Source organism: Thioalkalivibrio sulfidiphilus HL-EbGr7 (assembly GCF_000021985.1).
GTDB lineage: Bacteria > Pseudomonadota > Gammaproteobacteria > Ectothiorhodospirales > Ectothiorhodospiraceae > Thioalkalivibrio_A > Thioalkalivibrio_A sulfidiphilus.
Map to the genome: position 1 here is coordinate 2,196,992 of NC_011901.1, position 19,963 is coordinate 2,216,954.

Below are 19,963 nucleotides of genomic sequence, written 5' to 3' on the forward strand. Positions count from 1 at the left end.
AATGGTGCCGGGAGCGAGAATCGAACTCGCACTCTGTTGCCAGAACCGGATTTTGAGTCCGGCGCGTCTACCAGTTCCGCCATCCCGGCAGGGAGGCCTGAATTCAGGAGGGCCTAGTCTAATGGAATACCACCGGGAGTAAAGCCGCATGGCATGGCACCACCGGTAGGAGCGGCGACCTCGCCGCGAACGGCTGAGTCTGTGCGGACCACGCCGTTCGGCCCGGGGTCGGGCCTCCTACAAATAAAGGCCAGGGTCTCAAATCATGACCACGGTCATCCCGGCGCCAGTTTCTCCGGGCAGGCTCCGGGCGGGGCACTATGCTTGAAACCATGGCGACGCCCTCCGGCGTGCCCCGCGATCATTCTCAACCCAAGGAGCCCGTCATGACCCTGAACACCCTGTCACGCCCTCTGCTGACCGTCCTGTTGCTGGCCGCAACGCTGGCCCTGACACCCGCCCTGGCCGGCGGACATGGCCAGAGCACAGATCAGGGCAAAGGCGGCTACGTCTCCCTGGAGGGCCTGGAGGAATTCCGTGGCCTGGTGGACCTGAGCCACGGGGAGCCGCGCACGGTGCTGCGTTACCTGCAACTGGTGGCGCAGATGGACGATGATCTCAAGGCCATGGGGCTTGAACGTCGCATCGTGGTGGCCATGCGCGGCGGTTCGGTGCGTTACCTGCGCCGTGACCGCAGCCCCATCGACCTGGCCGACCAGATCGTGGCCGAGGAGATCGCCAGGGCCATCGCGGACCTGCACGCCAGGGACATCCGCATCGAGGCCTGCAAGGTCGCCATGGACCGCTTCGAGGTGCCCGCCGACGGCGTGCTGGAGGAGGTGAACGTGGTGAACAACACCTTCATCACCCTGATCGGGTTCCAGCAACAGGGCTATGGGATGGTGGCGATACCGTAAGGGAAGTACGAAGGGTGAATTGGGAAGTAGGAAGTAAAGGCCTTAACTTCGCACTTCCCAATTCACACTTCGCACTTCCTCCGCACTTCCTCCGTGCTTCATGCCCGTCCATACATCTCCACCATCCCCCGCACCTTCTCCGCCAGACCTTCCTCGAACTGATCCCACGAAAAGCGCCAGTTCCAGTTGCCCTCGGTGGTGCCGGGGACGTTCATGCGGTGCTCGCCGTCCAGGGCGAGCAGGTCCTGCAGCGGCACCACGGCGAGCCGGGCCACGGAGGACAGCGCGCTGCGTACCAGGGGCCAGGGCATGGGCTCGGCGGGCTGGCCCAGGTAGTCGAGCACGTGGGCCTGCAGGCCCGGGTTGCAGGCCTCGAACCAACCCAGGGTGGTGTCGTTGTCGTGGGTGCCGGTGTAGACCACGCAGTTTTCCACGTGGTTGTGAGGCAGGTAGGGATTGTCCGGTCCGCCCTCGAAGGCGAACTGCAGGATCTTCATGCCCGGCAGGTCGAAGCCGTCCCGCAGGGCCTCCACCTCGGGGGTGATCACGCCCAGATCCTCGGCCACCAGGGGCAGCCTGCCGAAGCGCTGTTTCAGGGCACGGAACAGGGCCTCGCCGGGGGCCTGCACCCACTGCCCGTTGATGGCCGTGGGCTCTTCGGCGGGAATGGACCAGAAGGCCTCGAAACCACGGAAATGGTCGATGCGGATCAGGTCCACCAGTTCCAGCTGGGCGGCGATGCGCTCGATCCACCACTGGAAGCCGTCGGCCTCCATGGGCGCCCAGTCATAGTGGGGATTGCCCCAGCGCTGGCCGGTCTCGGAGAAGTAGTCCGGCGGCACGCCCGCAACGCTCACCGGCTGGCCATCGTGGTCCAGGTCGAACAGGTGGCGGTGGGCCCAGACATCGGCGCTGTCGTGGGCCACGAAGATGGGCATGTCGCCGAACAGCAGGATGCCCCGCGCCCGGGCGGCCTGCCTGAGCTGCCCCCACTGGCGGTAGAACACGAACTGGTCGAAGCGGTACTGATCCAGCACCTCGTCCAGCCGTTCCCGGGTCTGACGCAGCGCGCCCAGGTGCCGGTCGCGCAGGGGTTCATCCCAGGCCCACCAGGGGGCGCCGCCGTGCTCCTGTTTCAGGGCCAGATAAAGGGCGTAGTCCTCCAGCCAGTGGCCATGGCGCTGGACGAACTCCCGATATAACTCGTGCTCGGCATCCGTGGCGCGGGCCAGAAAACCCTCACGCGCCAGGCGCAGGGGCTCGCAGTGGAACGGGTTGCGTCGGCCCCGGCTCTCCGCCACCGCGTCCAGCCAGCCCCAGTCCACCAGGGAACGCTGGCAGATGAGATCGATGTTGCCGGCATTGACCGACATGCACTGGTAAGGGGAGCCGCCGTCGTGGGGCTGGGACAGGGGCAGCATCTGCCAGACGCTCATGCCGCTGGCAGCGAGGAACTCCAGGAAACGCAGGGCATCCGGGCCCAGGGTGCCCACATCGCCCGGACCCGGGAGGGAGGTGGGATGGAGCAGCACGCCGGCGCGACGCTGGTCCAGGGGTGAGCGGCCTTCACTGGGTTCCTGTGACACACGACCTCCAAAGTTGTGAACATCCGTTCCTTGAATGTCTCATTGATGACCTTCACTGCCCCGGCGCATGGTGCCGCCCGCAGCGGGATGACCGCCGCCATGGGTCAATACCCTGGACAGGACCTCGGGCACCGGCTCGCCCATGAGTTCGTAGAGCACCGCCAGGTGATGCCTGTAGAGGCGCTCGAAATCGCTCACCGCGACGGCCGGGTTGTAGTCGCCGAACCACCAGCACCAGTCCGAGCCCTCGCAGATGGCCAGCTGTTCCAGGGCCTGTTGCAGGCGTTCACCGCCCAGACGCCCTGCGCGGATCGCCGTGTCCAGGTGCTGCTTGGCCTCGATGAGCAGTTCCCAGCCCCGGTTCTTGTCCTTGTCGCCGATCCAGGTGGAGAAGGTGCCATACACCCAGCTGCCGGCCACCAGTCTGGACAGGGCGCGGGGCGCGGGAATGGCCTGCACACAGTCGGCAAAGGTGGTCATCTCGATGAGCGGATGATCCGACAGGCGCGCGTACAGGGCGGTCAGGAAATGATAGCCGTTGGCGGGGTAGTACTCCCAGGCGTTTTCCCCGTCCAGGATCACGGAGACCACCGTGTCGGGCTCGACACCCCGGGCGGCGATGGTCTCCAGGTGGTGCACGAACTCCCCCACGGCGTCGTCCGCGTGCCAGTCGGCGTACTTGAAGCCGATGGCATCCGAGAGGCCATCGTCGCGGAAGAAGCAGGCGGTGTCCGACTTTTCCACCCGGTAGGGACGGTGCAGCCAGCGGCGGTCCTCGCCCTCCTCCAGGGCGCCGGCCTCGCGCAGGCTGTTGGCCAGCACGGTCTCGCCGCTGGCGGTCCAGCGGATGCCGTGCTCGGAGAGCAGGCGCACCGTGGCGGTACTCAGACCACCCTCCGAAGGCCAGCAACCCAGGGGCTTGCGGCCGAAATAGCGTTCGAAGACCGCCATGCCCCGATCCAGATGCCAGCGCACCCGCTCCTCGCCCCCCGGATAGGCCTTTGCGGCGGGCAGGGGAGCCTCGGGCAGTGACTCCCGGGCGGCGCGCAGGTCCAGCAGCAGGGGCACGATGGGATGGGCGTAGGGGCTGAAGGCCAGTTCCACGCGCCCCGCCTCCGCCAGCTTGCGGTAGCGGGGCAGGACCGATGCCAGGATCTCGCCGATCACCGTGAGCAGGGTGCGGCGGTCGTGCAGATCGAACCCCCGCCCCTTCTCCATCAGGGCACGCACACGCCCGTCTTCCCGGCGCACCGTCTCCCCCAGCCAGGCCAGGTGGTACCAGGTGACCAGGTCGGCGAAAAAGCCCTCGGACTGGTAGGCAAGCCCCGCCGGATGCTCCCGCAGCCAGTGCACCATCTGGGTGAGCATGCGGTAGTCGGGATAGGGTTCGATCAGGTGTTTCTGGTTGGCCTTGAGACAGGCCTCGGCAAGCTGCAGGCGCTCGGCCTCGCCGGCGGGCGGGGTCTCGGCGGCGAGCGCCGCGAGCAGCGGGTCACGGATCTCGGCGCCATGATCGAGGTTGTCATGCACCTGCCGGGCGTAGTCGTCGATCTGTTCCAGCAGCACCGGGGCGAAGTTGACCACCACCCGCGCGCCGGGGGCCGCCTCCAGGTGGGCGACCATGTCCACGTAGTCCTTGATGGCGTGCAGGTAGGTCCACGGCAGGGCGTAGCGACGTGCCTGCACGTCCCGATACTGAGGCTGGTGCATGTGCCAGCACAGCACCACCCTGAGCGGCGCGGGCTTGCCTCCCCGCGCGCGCTCAGCGCACATAGCGCGTGGCGTTGCCGAGCATCTCCGGGGTCACCACCACCACGCCGCCGGGGGAGACGTAGAAGCGACGGGCATCTTCTTCCGGGTCCTCGCCGATGACCGTGCCCTCGGGGATCCGGCAGCCCTTGTCGATCACCGCCTTGTGGATGCGGCAGTAACGGCCCACCTCCACGTTGGGCAGCACCACGGAATCGTGCACCTCGGCGTAGGAGTTCACGATGACATTGGAGAACAACAGGGAGTGACGCACCAGGGAGCCGGAGATGATGCAGCCGCCCGAGACCATGGAATCCACCGCCATGCCGCGGCGGTCCTCGTCGTCGAACACGAACTTGGCCGGCGGCAGCTGCTCCTGGTAGGTCCAGATGGGCCAGTCCATGTCGTAGAGGTTGAGTTCCGGGGTGACGCCGATCAGCTCCAGGTTCGAGGCCCAGTAGGCGTCGATGGTCCCCACGTCCCGCCAGTAGGCCTGGCTGCCGGTCTGGGTGTCGCGGAACGGGTAGGCCATCACCCGGTAGCGCTGGATCACGCTGGGGATGATGTCCTTGCCGAAGTCGTGGCTGGAGCCCGGGGTGTCGGCGTCCTTGATCAGCTGCTCGAACAGGAACTGGGTGTTGAACACGTAGATACCCATGGAGGCCAGCGCCGTGTCCGGGCGGCCCGGCATGGGCGCCGGGTTCTCCGGCTTCTCGGCGAACTGGCGCACGCGTCCGTCCGCATCCACGGCCATCACGCCGAAGGCCCTGGCGGTATCGAGGCCTACTTCAAGACAGCCCACGGTCATGTCCGCGCCGGACTCCACGTGGTAGGCGATCATGTCGCCGTAGTCCATCTTGTAGATGTGGTCGCCGGCCAGGATGAGCACGTAGCTGGGCTCGTGCTGGCGGATGATGTCCAGGTTCTGGTAGACCGCGTCCGCGGTGCCCTCGTACCAGGAGGTCTCGATGCGCTGCTGGGCCGGCAGCAGTTCGATGAACTCGCCGAACTCGCCGCGCAGGAAGCCCCAGCCCCGCTGGATGTGCTGGATCAGGGAATGGGCCTTGTACTGGGTCAGCACGCCCACCTGGCGGATGCCCGAATTGATGCAGTTGGAGAGCGGGAAATCGATGATGCGAAACTTGCCGCCGAAGGGCACCGCGGGTTTGGCACGCCACATGGTCAGCTGCTTGAGTCGGGAGCCTCGACCGCCGGCGAGGATCAGGGCCAGGGTGTCGCGGGTGATGCGGCTGACGAAACGCTGGGATTGGGGTTTCATGCCTCTTCGATGCTCCTTTGAGTGAGCCGGCATCTTGTCATCGTCGACATGTTAAGCTGACGACAGGAACGAGCCAGAACGGCCGGTGCGTGATCGCGCATGATGCACATCCTTTTTTGCGATTCTATTACATTTAACATGAGACGACAGGGTCCTTGGGAGCCAACATGAAGGTTCAGGAAAAGTCCATGATCCCATCAGAGATCCGCCGGATTCTTGATGCCCGTCATCATGACCCCTTTTCGGTCCTGGGATACCACGAGATCGGCGGCGAGTTCCTGGTGCGCAGCTTCCTGCCCCAGGCCGCCGAGGCCTGGGTGGTGGAGGCCGGCGACGCCCCCATGGAACGCCTGGAGGGCACGGACCTGTTCGAATGGCGCGGCGATGCACTGCCCCGCCCCTATCGAATCCGCTGGAGCGACGGCCACGGCCACGAACACGTGGCCTGGGACCCCTACGGCTTCGAGCCCCTGCTCTCCGACTTCGACATCCACCTGTTCAACGAGGGTCGTCACTGGCATGCCTGGCGCCTCATGGGGGCCCATGTTCAGTCCGTGGGCGAGGTGGACGGCGTGCGCTTCACCGTCTGGGCCCCCGGTGCGGAACGGGTCAGCGTGGTGGGCGACTTCAACCGCTGGGACGGACGCTGCCACCCCATGCGGGTGCGCGGCGGCAGCGGCATCTGGGAGCTGTTCATCCCCGGGCTCGAACCCGGCTGCCTGTACAAGTACGAGATCCGCAACCGCGACAGTGGCGAGATCATGGTCAAGACCGACCCCTACGGCCAGAACTTCGAACTGCGCCCCAAGACCGCCGGCGTGGTGCCCGCGCCCGCCGACTACGACTGGCAGGACGGCGAGTGGCTTGCCCGGCGCCACGGCGACGCCTGGCTGCACCGCCCCATGTCCATCTACGAGGTGCACCTGGGTTCCTGGCGGCGGGGACCGGAGGGGGAGTTTCTCGGCTACCGTGAACTGGCCCATGCCCTTGTGGACTACGTGAAGCAGCTCGGGTTCACCCACATCGAACTGCTGCCCGTCACCGAGCACCCCTTCGACGCCTCCTGGGGCTATCAGACCACCGGCTACTACGCCCCCACCAGCCGCTTCGGCACCCCCGAAGACTTCCGCTATTTCGTGGATCACTGTCACGCCAATGACATTGGCGTGATCCTGGACTGGGCCCCCGGCCACTTCCCCAAGGACCGCCACGCCCTGGCCCGCTTCGACGGCACGGCCCTGTACGAACACGAGGACCCGCGCAAGGGCGAGCACCGGGACTGGGGCACCCTGATCTTCAACTACGGCCGCAACGAGGTGCGCAACTTCCTGGTGTCCAGCGCCCTGTACTGGGTGGAGGAATTCCACATCGACGGCCTGCGGGTGGACGCGGTCGCCTCCATGCTCTACCTCGACTACTCGCGCGAACCCGGCGACTGGGAACCCAACCGCTACGGCGGCAACGAGAACCTGGAGGCCATCGACTTCATCCGGGAACTCAACAACGTGGTCCAGGGCCAGCACCCCGGCGCCCTGATCATCGCCGAGGAATCCACCTCCTGGCCCCAGGTCACCCGCCCCACCTGGCTGGGCGGCCTGGGTTTCTCCATGAAGTGGAACATGGGCTGGATGCACGACACCCTGGAGTACTTCAAGAAGGACCCCATCCACCGCCACTACCACCACGACCAGCTCACCTTCGGCCTGCTGTACGCCTTCACGGAGAACTTCGTCCTGCCCTTCTCCCACGACGAGGTGGTGCACGGCAAACGCTCCCTGCTCTACCGCATGCCCGGCGACGAGTGGCAGCGCTTCGCCAACCTGCGCCTGCTGTACACCTACATGTGGGCCTACCCCGGCAAGAAGCTGCTGTTCATGGGCAGCGAGTTCGGCCAGGGGGATGAATGGGATGCCGCGAACCAGCTGGACTGGTACGTGCTCGACTACCCCCTGCACCAGGGCATGCAGCACCTGGTGGGCGACCTCAACCGTCTGTACCGGGACCACCCCGCCCTGCACCAGCACGACTTCGACTGGCAGGGCTTCGAGTGGATCGACTGCCACGACGCCGCCCAGTCGGTGCTGAGCTTCCTGCGCAAGGACGACGATGAACTGATGGTGGTGGCCCTGAGCTTCACCCCCGTGCCCCGGGAGGGCTACCGCCTGGGCGTGCCCCGCCCCGGCCGCTACCAGGTGGTCCTCAACTCCGACTCCAGCCACTACGGCGGCAGCAACCTGGGCCAGCCCGCCGCCCAGAGCGAGGACATCCCCTGGATGGGCCACCCCCACTCCATCGTCCTGACCCTGCCGCCCCTGGGGGGGCTGATCCTGCGGCACAGCGGCTGACGCGATATTCACCCCGGGCCTGGCGGAAGGCTCCTGACCTGCATTCACCCAAAGGGCTGAGCCCTGCAGGGTATGGGTTTTGCCGGAGCCCGACCCTCCGGTCGAATGCATGCGCCACAACAGGCAGACGGACACAGCCCACGGTAGGAGCGGCGACCCCGCCGCGAAAAGCGGAACCTCATCTACCACCACAATTCGACCAGGGATTATCCCAACGCATTCAACACATTGAGCCATCGACCCATCGGATGTACGATACACACCATGGACAGCAGGACGCTGATCAAGGAGCTCAAGGAAGCGGGCTGGGTTGAGGTACGCGTACGCGGCAGTCATCACCAGTTTGCCCACCCCGATCGCCCCGGCGCCGTACTGACCATACCCCACCCCAAGAAAGATCTTGGCAAGGGTCTTGTCATGGCCATCCGCAAACAGGCAGGTCTGAGATAAGTCCATGCGATACCCCATCCTGATCGAACCCGGATCAAATTCCACAGCCTACAGCGTGGTAGTCCCAGATCTTCCTGGGTGCTATTCCGCAGGCGATACGCTAGACGAAGCGATCGAGAATGCCGAGGAAGCCATCCTCATGCATCTGGAAGCCCTGATCGATGCCGGCGAGTCCCTGCCCGAACCCAGCAGCATTGAGATGCAGCTCAACAACCCCGCCTACAAGGACTGGATCAGGGCCATGGTGGACATCGACATGAGCCGCATTCAGGGCCCTGCCCAGCGCATCAATATCACTATCCCCAAAAGGGTCCTGCGCGCCATCGACGCAGCTGCCGCCCGCGCCCACGAGACCCGCTCCGGCTTTCTTGCCAGGGCCGGGCTCAAGGCGGCACAGTTGCAAGAAATGGAGAAAACGACCGGGAGTGAGTAGGCCCGAAAAGGGTCCAGCGGCCAATTCACGTGCCACAGGCATTGCCACTGAAAACCCGGGCTAGCCTTGCCCTAGCCCCGCCAGTACAATACGACGCTTGTTCGGGGCGGTAGCTCAGTTGGGAGAGCGCAGCAATCGCACTGCTGAGGTCGTGGGTTCGACTCCCATCCGCTCCACCAATACCAAAAGGTCAACAGTTCGCTGTTGGCCTTTTTTATTGCCCGCTCGCGCCGGTTCCCGCGTGTTCGCGGGGACTCCTGCGGAAGCCTGCGGACTTCACCGATCAGCCCGAGGGCCCGCTCAAGGCCACCTTCCACTCTCTCACGTCTGTTTTTCTCTCCGGCCTCGCCCCTGGAAACAGGGCCGAAATCCGCAAAGGCCGCGAGGTCAACACTGACAAATCACTGGGTTACGCGCGGACGAATCAAGCGGTTGGATGGCAGCATTGGGTGGAGAAGGAAACACCGTCGTTGCGTTTCGTCGGTAGTTGTCGACCACTAACGACACATGGCAACGGACGCACGTGCATGGCTGAGGGTCGAGACAAGAAACAACTTGTCAGTACACTGTCCGGACAACTACAATGGAGGCATCCAAAGTCCGGAGGGGCAGTTCATGAGCACGCTGAATCTTCCCAAGACCGAGCGCATTGACGTCCGTGCAAGCACGCCGGTCAAGCAACTGCTGCAGGAAGCCGCGCGCGCCTGCCACAAGAACGTCAGCGAGTTCCTGCTCGACGCGGGCGTGACGGCTGCCGCGCAGACGCTGGCGGACCGTCGCCAGTTCGTACTGGACGAGGCGCAGTGGCAGGCGTTCCAGGAAGCGCTGGATCGTCCGGTGCAAAGCAAGCCGCGCCTGAAGAAGCTGCTGCGTGAGCCCGGGGTGCTGGGTTGACCGGCGACGCCATGGCGTCGCCCTATGCACCCGTTCGCAAGCTTGCAGCAACGGATCAAGTCGATGCGTTCGACTGCGACCAAGCCGCGCTGAACCAGTTCCTGCAGCGCTACGCGCTCGTCAACCAGAAGGCCAACAGCGCGCAGACCTACGTCTGCTGCCAAGGTGACGTGGTGGTCGGCCTCTACAGCCTCGCCGTCGGCAGCGTCGATCCGGAAGCCGCTCCGTCGAGGGTGATGAAGGGGCTAGCGCGTCACCCAGTACCGGTCATGATCCTGGCCCGGCTCGCGGTGGACAAGGACCATCAACGCAAAGGCCTGGGCCAGGCATTGCTCAAGGATGCGCTGCTGCGCACGGCGCAGGCCGCCGACATCGCCGGTATCCGCTGCCTGCTGGTACATGCCAAGGACGACGCAGCGCGGCAGTGGTACGAGTCCTGGGAATTCGAGCCCAGTCCGACCGATCCTTATCACCTCTTCCTGATGCTCAAAGATCTCAAGGGCATGTTGAGCTGAGGTGGTATCTCCACCTCAGAGCCCGACTCTCTCGCGCTGCTCATCCCACAGGGCTGGCGGATCAACTGCCAGATCGAATAGCGTGATGTGATTCGGAAGCGCGTCGTCCAGGATGGCCGCCACATTGATCCCATTACCCTTGGAGGGCCGGGTTCCTAAGAACGCCCGTACGTATCCTCGAAGCGCACGATATCGTCCTCCCCCAGATACGCCCCCGACTGCACCTCGATCAGCTCCAGCGGGATACGCCCCGGGTTCTCCAGGCGATGCTTGACCCCCAGCGGGATGTAGGTGGACTCGTTCTCGCTGAGCACGAACACCTCCTCCCCCCGGGTGATACGCGCCGTCCCCCGCACCACCACCCAGTGCTCCGCCCGGTGGTGATGCATCTGCAGCGACAGCTTCTCGCCAGGTTTCACGGTGATGCGCTTGACCTGGAAGCGGTCGGCCCCGTCGATGCACTCGTAGGTCCCCCAGGGCCTGGCAACACGGCGGTGCACCTGGGCCTCGTCCCGGCCCGCCTCGCGCAGCCGGGCAACGATCTGCTTCACGTCCTGGGTGCGGGCCCTGTCCATCACCAGCACCGCATCCCCGGTCTCGACGATCACCAGGTCCTCCAACCCCACCGCGGCCACCAGCCGCTGCTGGGCGTGGATGTAGGTGTTGCGCACCCCTTCCGTGACCACGTCCCCCTTGAATACGTTGCCCTGGGCATCCCGCTCGCCTACCTCCCAGAGCGAGTCCCAGGAGCCCACGTCATTCCAGCCCGCGTCCAGGGGCACCACCATGGCGCGGTCCGTGCGCTCCATGACCGCATAGTCAATGGAATCCGAACGACAGTTGCTGAAGGCCTCCTCGTCCAGACGCAGGAAATCCCGGTCCCGCTGCGCCCCCTTGAGCGCCGCACGGCAGGACTCAAGGATATCCGGCGCGTGACGCTCCATCTCGGCCAGATAGGCGGAGGCCTTGAACAGGAACATGCCGCTGTTCCAGAAATAATCGCCGGAGGCGAGATAGGATTCGGCGGTGGCCTGGTCGGGTTTTTCGATAAAGCTGAGAACGGGAAAGGCGGAACTGTCCTTCGTGCTTTGTGCTTTGTGCTTTGTGTTCTTCTCCGAAGCACCAAGCACCAAGGACGAAGCTCCCGCGCGATCAGCGCGAATATACCCATACCCCGTATGGGCCGACTGGGGCACCACACCAAAGGTCACCAGCGCACCGCTCCGGGCCTGCTCCAGCCCGATGGACAGGGCCCGGTGAAACGCGGCGATATCCCGGATGACATGGTCCGCCGGCATCACCAGCAACACCGACTCCGGGTCCGGCTGCGACAGCGCCGCCAGGGCCACCGCCGGTGCGGTATTGCGCCCCACGGGTTCGAGCAGGATCGCCTCGGGCTCAAGCTCCAACTGGCGCATCTGCTCCGCCACCAGGAAGCGGTGCGCCTCATTGCAGACCACCAGGGGCGCCCGGGCACCGGGAAACCCGGCGATCCGCTCCACCGTCGCCTGCAACAGGCTCAGATCCCCGCCGGTCAGGGGCAGAAACTGCTTGGGATAGAGCTCACGGGACAAGGGCCAGAGACGGGTACCGGAACCGCCAGAGAGAATCACGGGAATCACAAACAACGCTCCTTGTGCATCGGTTTGGTTTTGAACCTGCCAAACAGCATACAATCAGCACGTGAAAAATGGTTAATCCAGGCGACAACAAGTCAAACAGACACCGAAAATGACCCACACTGCCCATATCCCAGAACACCAGGCCGCCAGTCTGCTTGCCAAGGCCGCCATCGTCCTGATGCCCATCGCCATCATGTTCTCCCGCTCCCTGGCGGAGCTGGCGGTGGTACTCGTAGGCGTGCTTTTTCTGGTCAGGAGCTACCGGACAAAGGAATGGGCTTGGGTCAAGGAACCCTGGTTCATCGCCGCCCTGGTATTCACGGCCTACCTCACCCTGATCTCGGCCCCCATGGCTGTCCACCCCGAGATCGCCCTGCCCCATTCCCTGTTCTTCATCCGCTGGCCCCTGTTCGCCGCCGCGTTGGCCTACTGGGTGTTCGCAAGCCCGGAACTCAGGCGCTGGTTCGAAGTAACGATCGCAGCGATCGTGGTCTTCATCATTGCCGACAGCCTGCTTCAGTACTTCACGGGATCCGACATTTTCGGAAAAGCGCCGCACAGCACGACCCGCCTCACGGGGCCCTTTGACCGCCCGGTTCCTGGCACTTATACGCTACGGATCATCTTCATCGCTCTGGCCGCACTCTATTTCAGCCAGCACCTGAAAAACGACCTGACAAGGAACATCACGCTGCTGGCCGCACTTTCTATCGGCGCCGCCTTCATGTTCCTGACAGGAGAGCGTGTGGCCTTCATGAGCTTCCTGCTGGGCAGTGGCATCGTGATCCTGGCCTTGATCATGACCCAGAAACGAGGACGTCTCTGGATCCTTTTGGGTGGCGCCCTGCTGGCAATCGCCATCGCCGGGGCACTTGCCACACAACCCAAGATGGTCGAGCGGACCATTGGGAGCACCGCGAGCACGATTGGCAATTTCAACGAATCTCCCTACGGCCTAGTTTACGGCAACGCCCTGATGCTCTGGAGAGACGCCCCCTGGACAGGGGTCGGCATCAAAAATTATCGCCCTATCTGCAAAGATGTAACCCAAGACCCAAGCATTGAAGGCTGGTTCTGCTCACACCCGCACAACACCTATGTCGAAATCCTGGCGGAAGGCGGGCTGATCGGGGTATTGCTCTTCAGCACGATGCTGGCATTGATCTTGTGGCACTTCCTCAAGGCCATCCCACGACAAGCCATGACCGCGGGCTTCGCCATAGCCCTCTTCCTGGCCACCTTCTGGCCCATCATGTCGACCATGAGTATCACCAGCGGGTGGATTGCCGCGATTATCTGGATGGGCATGGGATGGGCCATTAACGTGACCCGGGGAGAAGGGTAGGGTTTGTGCTTGGTGCTTGGTGCTTGGTGCTTGGTGCTTGGTGCTTGGTGCTCTGCGAAGGATACAACCCATCAGCCCACAAAGTACGAAGCACCAAGTACCAAGCACAACCAACATCTGCTATCGTCATCTGATATCACATCGGAGTTTGCCATGCGCACTGTAGTCGATCTTCCCGACGAAGAACTCCAGGCCATCAAGGCTCTGGCCAAGCGGGAGAAAATCTCCCAGGCTGAGGCCATCCGGCGCGCCGTCCGGGCATACCTCCACGCCCGCCCGGCACCCGATAAAGAATCACCCGCATTCGGCCTATGGGAGGGGCGGGAGGAAGGAATTCAGTATCAGGACACACTCAGGGATGAGTGGACTCGATGAAGGCGGTCTTCGACACCAACATACTGGTGGACTACCTCAATGGACTTCCCCAGGCTGCCGAGGAATTGAATCGTTACAACCAACGGTTGATCAGCCAGATCACCTGGATGGAAGTCATGGCAGGCTGCCGGGACGACCAGGAAGAGCAATTGGTACGCGGCTTCCTTGCCACTTTCGATGTGGTACCGATCGACGCACAGGTTGCCGAAACAGCGGTCATACTCCGACGCACCAACCGCCTCAGACTCCCGGACGCCATCATCCTCGCCACAGCCGAATGCAGTCACGCGCTCCTGGTGACCCGCGACACGAAGGATTTTCCTTCCGACACCCCGGGGATACGGGTGCCGTATAGGTTGTAAGGTAGTGCTTGGTGCTTGGTGCTTGGTGCTTGGTGCTTGGTGCTTGGTACTTGGCTGTCACAAAGTACAAATCACCAAGCACCAAGCACCGCCTTCAATATGCATTCCTCCCCACAAACCCCTTAAAAACCGTCAAAAAAATGATCTTCAAATCAAACCACAACGACCAGTTCTCGATGTAATACAGGTCATACTCCACCCGCTTCTGCATCTTCTCCAGCGTATCCGTCTCACCACGGTAGCCGTTGACCTGAGCCCACCCTGTAATGCCGGGCTTCACCTTGTGCCGAAGCATGTAGTAATCAATATGCTCCTTGTAGTACTCGTTATGTGCGAGCGCATGGGGACGGGGCCCGACAATCGACATCCGGCCCTGGAGCACATTAAAGAACTGGGGTAACTCATCCAGGCTGGTCCGTCGCAAGAAGGCCCCGAAGCGCGTAACCCGAGGATCCGCCTTGGACGCCTGGGTGACCTGCCCATCCGCCTCCTGGTGCAACACCATGCTGCGGAATTTATACACCCTGATCTCACGGCCGTCCCAGCCATGGCGTTTCTGCTTGAACAACACAGGCCCCGGCGAACTGAGCTTCACGCCGATGGCAATTGCGACCAGCAAGGGGCTGATCAGAATCAGGATCAACAGCGAGAGCACCCTGTCTTCAATGGCCTTGACGAATCTGTTTACCCCCTCCATGGGGGAAACCGAGAGATTCATGACGGGCAGGCCAGCTACGTCTGTGACTGAATGATTCAAGAGACGGAGACCAAACAGATCCGGCACGAATCGGATATCAACGGTTTCATTGCGCAATGAATGTAATACATCCTGAAGACGGTCTGCCTCTTGCAAAGGCATCGCAATCCAGATCTGGTCGACATCTTCTTTTCGAACGAATTCGGCCAGTTCTGAAACCCTGCCCAACATGGGGTAGCCACAAGGTGAGGTGCCCTTGAGACCCTCTCGATCACAGAAGAACCCGATGATTTTGAGGCCAAGCCATGGCGCTGCCTTGATACGCTCGGCAACCTGCCTACCGGCTCCCGTTGCGCCGACGATGACGATGCGCCGATAGTTGTAACCACGAGCACGCAAGCTGTTCAAAATATTCCTAAGGATGAACCGACTCGCGAGCAAGACAAACCACGTACTCGTCGCCCAGATCAAGGCCCAACCACGGGAATAGCTCTCACCCATCTTGGTAAAAAAGGCGATCGCGACCAAGGCTGTGAAGACAAAGACCCAGGCCGCGGTGATAAGTCGCAACTCTTCCCAGAGGGAGGCTCCCCTCCAGGGGCGATAGAGGTTAAATCGCTGAAATACGAGCGCAGCGAGCAGCGCACCGATAAGCAATGCCGCTTCATAATGATCGTCTAGGGAAGGAACTCCCAAATACAGCCAATGTGATAACCAGCCACAGAATGCGACAATAAACCAGTCGATCACATGAAGGGTGACATTAAGGAACCCGGCATGCTCCTTGAGCACACCACCGGAGCGCCTGGGACTCATGGTTTGGCAGAAACGCCTGGTTTACAGGCGTAGGTACAAAGAGAGGATATACAAGGGGGAGTCCATGTATTCATGAATCGTCCATTTTTTATGGTTCAAGCCCGGAATTCAGACCGAAAATGGGTTTACCACCTGAACGCCAGTTGGCTCAAAGTGGCGAACATTTCGAGTCACTACGGTTAGGCCATATTCATGCGCAGTAGCGCTGATCAGCAATTCAGCTCCGTCATTGCCCAGCTCCGCGGAGAGCCGGCCCCAACGACGGGCCACCGCTGTGTCAACAGGCAGAATCCGGTCCGAGTAGAACTTCAGAACAATGTCCAGCCACTCTGCCAAAGCAGAAGCGAACACCGCATTCTTTGTCTGCTGACGCATGATACCGCGCTCGACCTCCCCGATGGTCACAACGCTCAGGAAAAGATCTGTGGAACGCTGTGCGGCCACCCAGTCGACAACCCCCGGGTCTCTTTCCTTGCGGCGCAACTCGGACAGGACAACCGTATCCAGCAGATACATCAGAACTCCACATCGCGCTGACGTAGCGGGAGGCGCTCGAACGGTTGGTCATCCTGGGGCATGTCCAGAAGTACCGAATTGAACGAGGGCGCAGCCACCTGTTCAAGCTGCTTCAGCCGCTCGAACATCTCTGCGGACAATACGACACCCACCCGTTTACCACGACGGGTGACCCACTGCGGCTCACCACGCAAAGCCGCATCAACCACCGCACTGAAGCGGTTCTTGGCATCATGGAGGGACCAAGTTGAAGAGGCCATTACCCACACCTGTCTAGATTACATGTCTAGATGGTATTGTCGGCAGATAGAAAAAACAAGCAAACGCGTCAAGCCGGGGTCAGGTCTAGTATTATCATGTTTACTCTCTCCCTCAACGCCTCATCCTCAACCATGCGCCGGCGCAAGGCCCGGACCGCCGACCCGGCGCTGGCATAACTCGCCAACCCGAAGGCAACGGCAATCTCCGAAAGCGTCATCCCGCAGGCCTCCTGGCACACGTACATCACCACGGAGCGCGCCGGACTGCCCACGCCCCGCCCCCGCCTCGAAGTCCAGATCTCCTGTTCGTCCACGCCAAACACCTCGCAGGTCACCCGCACCGCGTCATCGAGCGTCGGCCGCGGACGGTTGCGTGCCACTTCGGGCACATCAACGCTCGGCATTCGTCCCTCCAGCGCCTGCCGGCGGAACGCTTCATCGCCCAAGATGCTGGACGGCCCGCGACCGTCGTAGAAACGGCACAGTGCCTCACCGGAATCCCCCTCCATATAGGCCCGATATCGGGCATGCACACGGCGCTTGCCGATGGCCCCAAGCACGTACCCGGTTTGCAACCAGTCAGGTGTCGGATCGAGCCCCACATATGCCCGATAGCTTGACCAGGGGTAATCGGCCAGATCGTCAACCAGCCCCGCCTGAAGAGGATTGCGGTGGATGTAGCGCGACAGTTCGAGCCAATGGCTCTGTGCATCGACCAGAACGGCCTTGTAACGCCCCCGGAACAACGGCCCGTCCAGATCTTCGCAGCGATTGAAATACTGGGTGTAGACACCGTTCACGTGCCGCATGATCCGTTGCATGTTAGCTTCCGGCGTGCGCAGCAGCAGATGATAGTGGTTGCCCATCAGGCAGTACGCATGCCACTCCGCGTTGAAGCGAGCATGTGTGTCGGCCAGCAGCGACAGGAAATACTTCCGCTCGGCGTCCGTATTGAATACCGTACGCCGCCCCGCACCCCGGTTCATCACGTGATACCAGGCACCCGGATACTCGATGCGCAGGGGGCGGGCCATGCGGGCAATCTACGAGATGTGACTCTATTTTGCTAGACCTGACCCCAGCAACTCCTGGTCAGGCAGCCCCCTGGTGACGCGAATCTTCGATCAGACTCTCCAGAGGAATGTGCAACTCCTTCCAGAGTTTGCGGATCATCCGGATCGAGAGCGGGCGCTGGCGGTGCAGTATCTCGGACACCCGGCCACTGTGCCCGATGTACGGTTCCAGATCCTTTCGCTCCATGCCCAGTTGCTCCATGCGAAACAAAATGGCCTCGATTGGATCAGGAGTAGCAATGGCGTGGTGTTTGGCCTCGTAGGCCTCCACCAGGGTGATCAGAACGTCGAGGCGATCACCCTCCGGAGTATCAGCCGTAGCGCCCCACAACGCCTCCACTTCGGCCAACGCGGCTTCGTAATCTGCTTCGGTCTTGATTGGGCGGATATCCATGCTGTCTTCCTCTCAGGTCACTCCAGGTCGAGGTCATCGTACTGCGCATGGGTGCCCACGAACTTCACGTAGAGCGCCTGCCGGGCGTAGTCCACATCGACCAAAAGCCGGTACTTATTCCCGCCGATATTGAACACCACGCGGGACCTGTCGATAATGCTGGCACTGGCGTACTGCGCCTTGATCTCGTGCGGTGTCCGCCAAACGGCCCGGCTTGCCTCGGCGTGCCACGCCTCCAGCGGCCCTCGGGCGTCCCGATGGGACGGCTGTTCGTAGAACTCTCGCAAAGTCCGTTTGGCGATGACCCTCATGGATGAATTGTACAAACCTCCCACAATGGGAGCAACCTCCAGCCGAACTGAACAGACACCCATTCACTTTGAAGTGGATGCCCATGTCGCCTGGCCCCGAACTGCAACTGTTCGAGTCGAACCCCGCCGGCCTCCCCATGACGTTGCGGGTTCGACCCGACGCTTATGTGAAAGCGATAAACCATACATTACTAGGCCTGACCCCATTGCCTTTTTGCATGGATATCCATATTGAGTAGTTGCTACCCTTGGTAGTACTTGCCACCGGCTGCGAGATACAATCAGCAAAGCACGCAATACAAAGGGCAAAGGACCAAGCACCAGACACTACTTCTATGGCCTTCCCGCAGCGAGACAACGAACGCCACACATACGGCGACTACCTCACCTGGCCCGATGACGTTCGCTACGAACTCCTCGACGGCATCGCCTACCTGATGGCGCCCGCCCCGAGCGTAGATCACCAGACCATCGCCTTTGAAGTCGGCCGGCAGCTTGGCAACGCCCTCGAAAACCACTCCTGCCGGGTATTACTCTCCCCTGTCGACGTACTGCTGCCGAAAAGCAAGGAGTCCGACGAAGAGGTGGACACCGTCGTGCAGCCCGACGTGATACTCGTCTGCGACCCCGCAAAGCTTCGCCCGCAAGGCGTGCGCGGCGCTCCGGACTGGATCATGGAAGTCATCTCCCCCTCCTCCGCCAGTCACGATCAGATCATCAAACTGGCCGCCTACGAGCACGCCGGCGTCCGCGAATACTGGCTGGCCCACCCGGTCGATCGCATCCTGACCATCTACCGTCACGACGGCCAGACCTTCGGCCGTCCCACCATCCATGAACTGGCAGGGGAAACGGCCCTGAGCGTCCTGCCGGAGATCGCCATCCGCTGGGACCCGATCGTCGAACGCCTACTTGAAAGCCCTAACGCCTGACGGCTGCGCGGGCCAAACCAACAAACCAGACCCAGGCCCCCACTGTGCTGGCCATGCCCGCCGCATAGATGCCTCCCGCTCGTCGGTTTGGGTTTGATCCCACGCTTGTGCGAAACCGATAAACTATTTATTTCTAGACTTGACCCCAGCACTCTGCTGCCCTTGGCCGTTGACCAGCGGCCACAATTGGGTAACCCTTAAGACAAGCTATATCCACCGCTCAGACTTTTCTTTATCTCGGGCATGACAGCCCTTGGAGGCTTCTTCCATGTCTTATCAAGACATCATCACCATGGAACCCGGAAAGCGGGGAGGGAGGCCTTGCATACGAGGCATGAGAATTACCGTTTATGATGTTCTCGGCTGGCTGGCCACCGGAATGTCCTGGGATGACATCCTTGCGGAGTACCCGGAGCTCACCCGAGAAGACATCAGGGCGGTTCTGGAATATGCGGCTGCCCGGGAACACCTGACAGCCCCCATCAGAGCCGCATGAAACTGCTTTTGGATCAAAACATATCGCGCCGCATCGTCAACGAACTGCAGACTCCTTTTCCCGGCACCAATCAAGTTCAATTACTTGGCCTTGAGCATGCGGATGACGCGACAATCTGGCGCTATGCCCGAGATAATGGATTTGCCATCGTAACCAAGGATGCGGGCTTTCAGGAGATGGCTTTACTGAGAGGACCACCTCCCAAAGTCATCTGGCTCCAGTGCGGCAATGCCACGAACACCGCCATCCTCCACCTTCTCATATCCCGGACACAGGCAATCAAGGACTTCCTCGACTCCGGAGAAATCGTCTGCCTTGAACTCAGTTAACCCGCATATCTCACCGGGATCGCGGGAGCAGGCGAAGGATTCGTGTCTGTAGGCGCCGCTCTGGAGCGAAACCCATAGCAATAGCTATGGGTTGAGTGAAGAGCAAGCCTACGGGCGCGAAGACGAGCCTGAACCGCGATAGGACTCCGGCGGGAACAGACTGTCATGCTGAGGTTGCCGACCTTATCAGAATATTCCACTTGCGTCTCAGCCTGTTACGCGTCCGCCGGTGTCCGACCGGTGAGATATGCAGGTTAACAGGAACTG

Annotated in this window: 22 protein-coding genes and 2 tRNA genes; 13 read left to right on the top strand and 11 right to left on the bottom strand. The window is 62.0% G+C overall.

The genetic code is table 11. The features are described from left to right. Positions 1-2: 2 nt before the first annotated feature. Positions 3-89: transfer RNA gene (locus TGR7_RS10365), tRNA-Leu, on the bottom strand. A 297-nt stretch (positions 90-386) separates the two neighbouring features. Here TGR7_RS10365 and TGR7_RS10370 point away from each other — a divergent pair. After that, positions 387-917 carry a DsrE family protein gene (locus TGR7_RS10370; RefSeq protein ID WP_012638629.1) on the top strand — a complete coding sequence of 177 codons (531 nt, stop codon included), beginning with the start codon at positions 387-389 and terminating at the stop codon, positions 915-917. Between the two features lie 98 nt (positions 918-1,015). On the opposite strand, the gene malQ is transcribed toward TGR7_RS10370, so the two are convergent. Genes malQ through glgC form a run of 3 tightly spaced genes read right to left on the bottom strand, consistent with a single transcriptional unit; the run spans position 1,016 to position 5,531 of the window. Next, entirely contained in the window at positions 1,016-2,503 is a 1,488-nt protein-coding gene (malQ, locus tag TGR7_RS10375; RefSeq protein ID WP_012638630.1) for a 4-alpha-glucanotransferase, read from the bottom strand. 39 nt (positions 2,504-2,542) lie between these two features. Continuing rightward, positions 2,543-4,276, bottom strand: coding sequence for a glycoside hydrolase family 57 protein (locus TGR7_RS10380; protein WP_012638631.1), 1,734 nt, complete (start codon positions 4,274-4,276; stop codon positions 2,543-2,545). Continuing rightward, complete coding sequence (glgC, locus tag TGR7_RS10385; RefSeq protein ID WP_012638632.1) at positions 4,266-5,531, bottom strand: glucose-1-phosphate adenylyltransferase; 1,266 nt, start codon at positions 5,529-5,531, stop codon at positions 4,266-4,268. Before glgC ends, TGR7_RS10380 begins: the two co-directional genes overlap by 11 nt. Positions 5,532-5,698: 167 nt before the next feature. On the opposite strand from glgC, the gene glgB reads away from it, so the two are divergent. The 6 genes from glgB (at position 5,699) to TGR7_RS10415 (ending at position 10,168) form a co-directional block, all read left to right on the top strand. Continuing rightward, on the top strand, positions 5,699-7,876 hold the full coding sequence (gene glgB / locus TGR7_RS10390) for a 1,4-alpha-glucan branching protein GlgB (protein WP_012638633.1): 2,178 nt from the start codon (positions 5,699-5,701) through the stop codon (positions 7,874-7,876). 264 nt (positions 7,877-8,140) lie between these two features. Then, the gene (locus tag TGR7_RS10395; RefSeq protein WP_012638634.1) at positions 8,141-8,326 is read left to right on the top strand and encodes a type II toxin-antitoxin system HicA family toxin; all 186 of its coding nucleotides are present in this window, start codon (positions 8,141-8,143) and stop codon (positions 8,324-8,326) included. Between the two features lie 4 nt (positions 8,327-8,330). Beyond that, the gene (locus tag TGR7_RS10400) at positions 8,331-8,759 is read left to right on the top strand and encodes a type II toxin-antitoxin system HicB family antitoxin (protein WP_012638635.1); all 429 of its coding nucleotides are present in this window, start codon (positions 8,331-8,333) and stop codon (positions 8,757-8,759) included. Between the two features lie 103 nt (positions 8,760-8,862). Next, positions 8,863-8,938, top strand: a tRNA-Ala gene (locus TGR7_RS10405). Between the two features lie 436 nt (positions 8,939-9,374). Beyond that, the gene (locus TGR7_RS10410) at positions 9,375-9,653 is read left to right on the top strand and encodes a type II toxin-antitoxin system TacA family antitoxin (protein ID WP_012638636.1); all 279 of its coding nucleotides are present in this window, start codon (positions 9,375-9,377) and stop codon (positions 9,651-9,653) included. Between the two features lie 11 nt (positions 9,654-9,664). Further along, positions 9,665-10,168 carry a GNAT family N-acetyltransferase gene (locus TGR7_RS10415; RefSeq protein WP_012638637.1) on the top strand — a complete coding sequence of 168 codons (504 nt, stop codon included), beginning with the start codon at positions 9,665-9,667 and terminating at the stop codon, positions 10,166-10,168. A gap of 155 nt (positions 10,169-10,323) precedes the next feature. Here the strand turns inward: TGR7_RS10415 and TGR7_RS10420 are convergent, their stop codons facing one another. Then, complete coding sequence (locus TGR7_RS10420) at positions 10,324-11,790, bottom strand: mannose-1-phosphate guanylyltransferase/mannose-6-phosphate isomerase (protein WP_012638638.1); 1,467 nt, start codon at positions 11,788-11,790, stop codon at positions 10,324-10,326. A 109-nt stretch (positions 11,791-11,899) separates the two neighbouring features. On the opposite strand from TGR7_RS10420, the gene TGR7_RS10425 reads away from it, so the two are divergent. The 3 genes from TGR7_RS10425 (at position 11,900) to TGR7_RS10435 (ending at position 13,872) form a co-directional block, all read left to right on the top strand. Further along, a complete protein-coding gene (locus TGR7_RS10425) occupies positions 11,900-13,135 on the top strand; it encodes an O-antigen ligase family protein (protein ID WP_012638639.1) in 1,236 nt (411 codons plus the stop codon). A gap of 153 nt (positions 13,136-13,288) precedes the next feature. Next, positions 13,289-13,510: a ribbon-helix-helix domain-containing protein gene (locus TGR7_RS10430; RefSeq protein ID WP_012638640.1), complete on the top strand. Its 222-nt coding sequence runs from the start codon at positions 13,289-13,291 to the stop codon at positions 13,508-13,510. Further along, positions 13,507-13,872, top strand: coding sequence for a type II toxin-antitoxin system VapC family toxin (locus TGR7_RS10435; RefSeq protein ID WP_012638641.1), 366 nt, complete (start codon positions 13,507-13,509; stop codon positions 13,870-13,872). Before TGR7_RS10430 ends, TGR7_RS10435 begins: the two co-directional genes overlap by 4 nt. Positions 13,873-13,966: 94 nt before the next feature. Here TGR7_RS10435 and TGR7_RS10440 read toward each other — a convergent pair whose 3' ends face one another. The 6 genes from TGR7_RS10440 to TGR7_RS10465 form a co-directional block, all read right to left on the bottom strand. Then, positions 13,967-15,385 (bottom strand): undecaprenyl-phosphate glucose phosphotransferase, encoded by a 1,419-nt coding sequence (locus TGR7_RS10440; RefSeq protein WP_012638642.1) that lies wholly within the window; start codon positions 15,383-15,385, stop codon positions 13,967-13,969. A 108-nt stretch (positions 15,386-15,493) separates the two neighbouring features. Continuing rightward, complete coding sequence (locus TGR7_RS10445; RefSeq protein ID WP_012638643.1) at positions 15,494-15,901, bottom strand: type II toxin-antitoxin system VapC family toxin; 408 nt, start codon at positions 15,899-15,901, stop codon at positions 15,494-15,496. Continuing rightward, a complete protein-coding gene (locus TGR7_RS10450) occupies positions 15,901-16,161 on the bottom strand; it encodes a type II toxin-antitoxin system Phd/YefM family antitoxin (protein WP_012638644.1) in 261 nt (86 codons plus the stop codon). Before TGR7_RS10450 ends, TGR7_RS10445 begins: the two co-directional genes overlap by 1 nt. A 68-nt stretch (positions 16,162-16,229) precedes the next feature. After that, on the bottom strand, positions 16,230-17,195 hold the full coding sequence (locus tag TGR7_RS10455; protein WP_012638645.1) for a transposase: 966 nt from the start codon (positions 17,193-17,195) through the stop codon (positions 16,230-16,232). 58 nt (positions 17,196-17,253) lie between these two features. Then, positions 17,254-17,628 (bottom strand): helix-turn-helix domain-containing protein, encoded by a 375-nt coding sequence (locus tag TGR7_RS10460; RefSeq protein ID WP_012638646.1) that lies wholly within the window; start codon positions 17,626-17,628, stop codon positions 17,254-17,256. A 17-nt stretch (positions 17,629-17,645) separates the two neighbouring features. Continuing rightward, a complete protein-coding gene (locus TGR7_RS10465; protein WP_012638647.1) occupies positions 17,646-17,939 on the bottom strand; it encodes a type II toxin-antitoxin system HigB family toxin in 294 nt (97 codons plus the stop codon). A gap of 335 nt (positions 17,940-18,274) precedes the next feature. Between TGR7_RS10465 and TGR7_RS10470 the strand changes: the two genes are divergently transcribed. From TGR7_RS10470 to TGR7_RS10480, 3 genes are all read left to right on the top strand, one after another. After that, positions 18,275-18,871 carry a Uma2 family endonuclease gene (locus tag TGR7_RS10470; protein ID WP_012638648.1) on the top strand — a complete coding sequence of 199 codons (597 nt, stop codon included), beginning with the start codon at positions 18,275-18,277 and terminating at the stop codon, positions 18,869-18,871. 292 nt (positions 18,872-19,163) lie between these two features. Then, positions 19,164-19,367, top strand: a complete 204-nt coding sequence (locus TGR7_RS10475) for a DUF433 domain-containing protein (RefSeq protein ID WP_342606937.1) — start codon at positions 19,164-19,166, stop codon at positions 19,365-19,367. Beyond that, positions 19,364-19,696, top strand: a complete 333-nt coding sequence (locus TGR7_RS10480; protein WP_012638650.1) for a DUF5615 family PIN-like protein — start codon at positions 19,364-19,366, stop codon at positions 19,694-19,696. Before TGR7_RS10475 ends, TGR7_RS10480 begins: the two co-directional genes overlap by 4 nt. Positions 19,697-19,963: the final 267 nt, after the last annotated feature.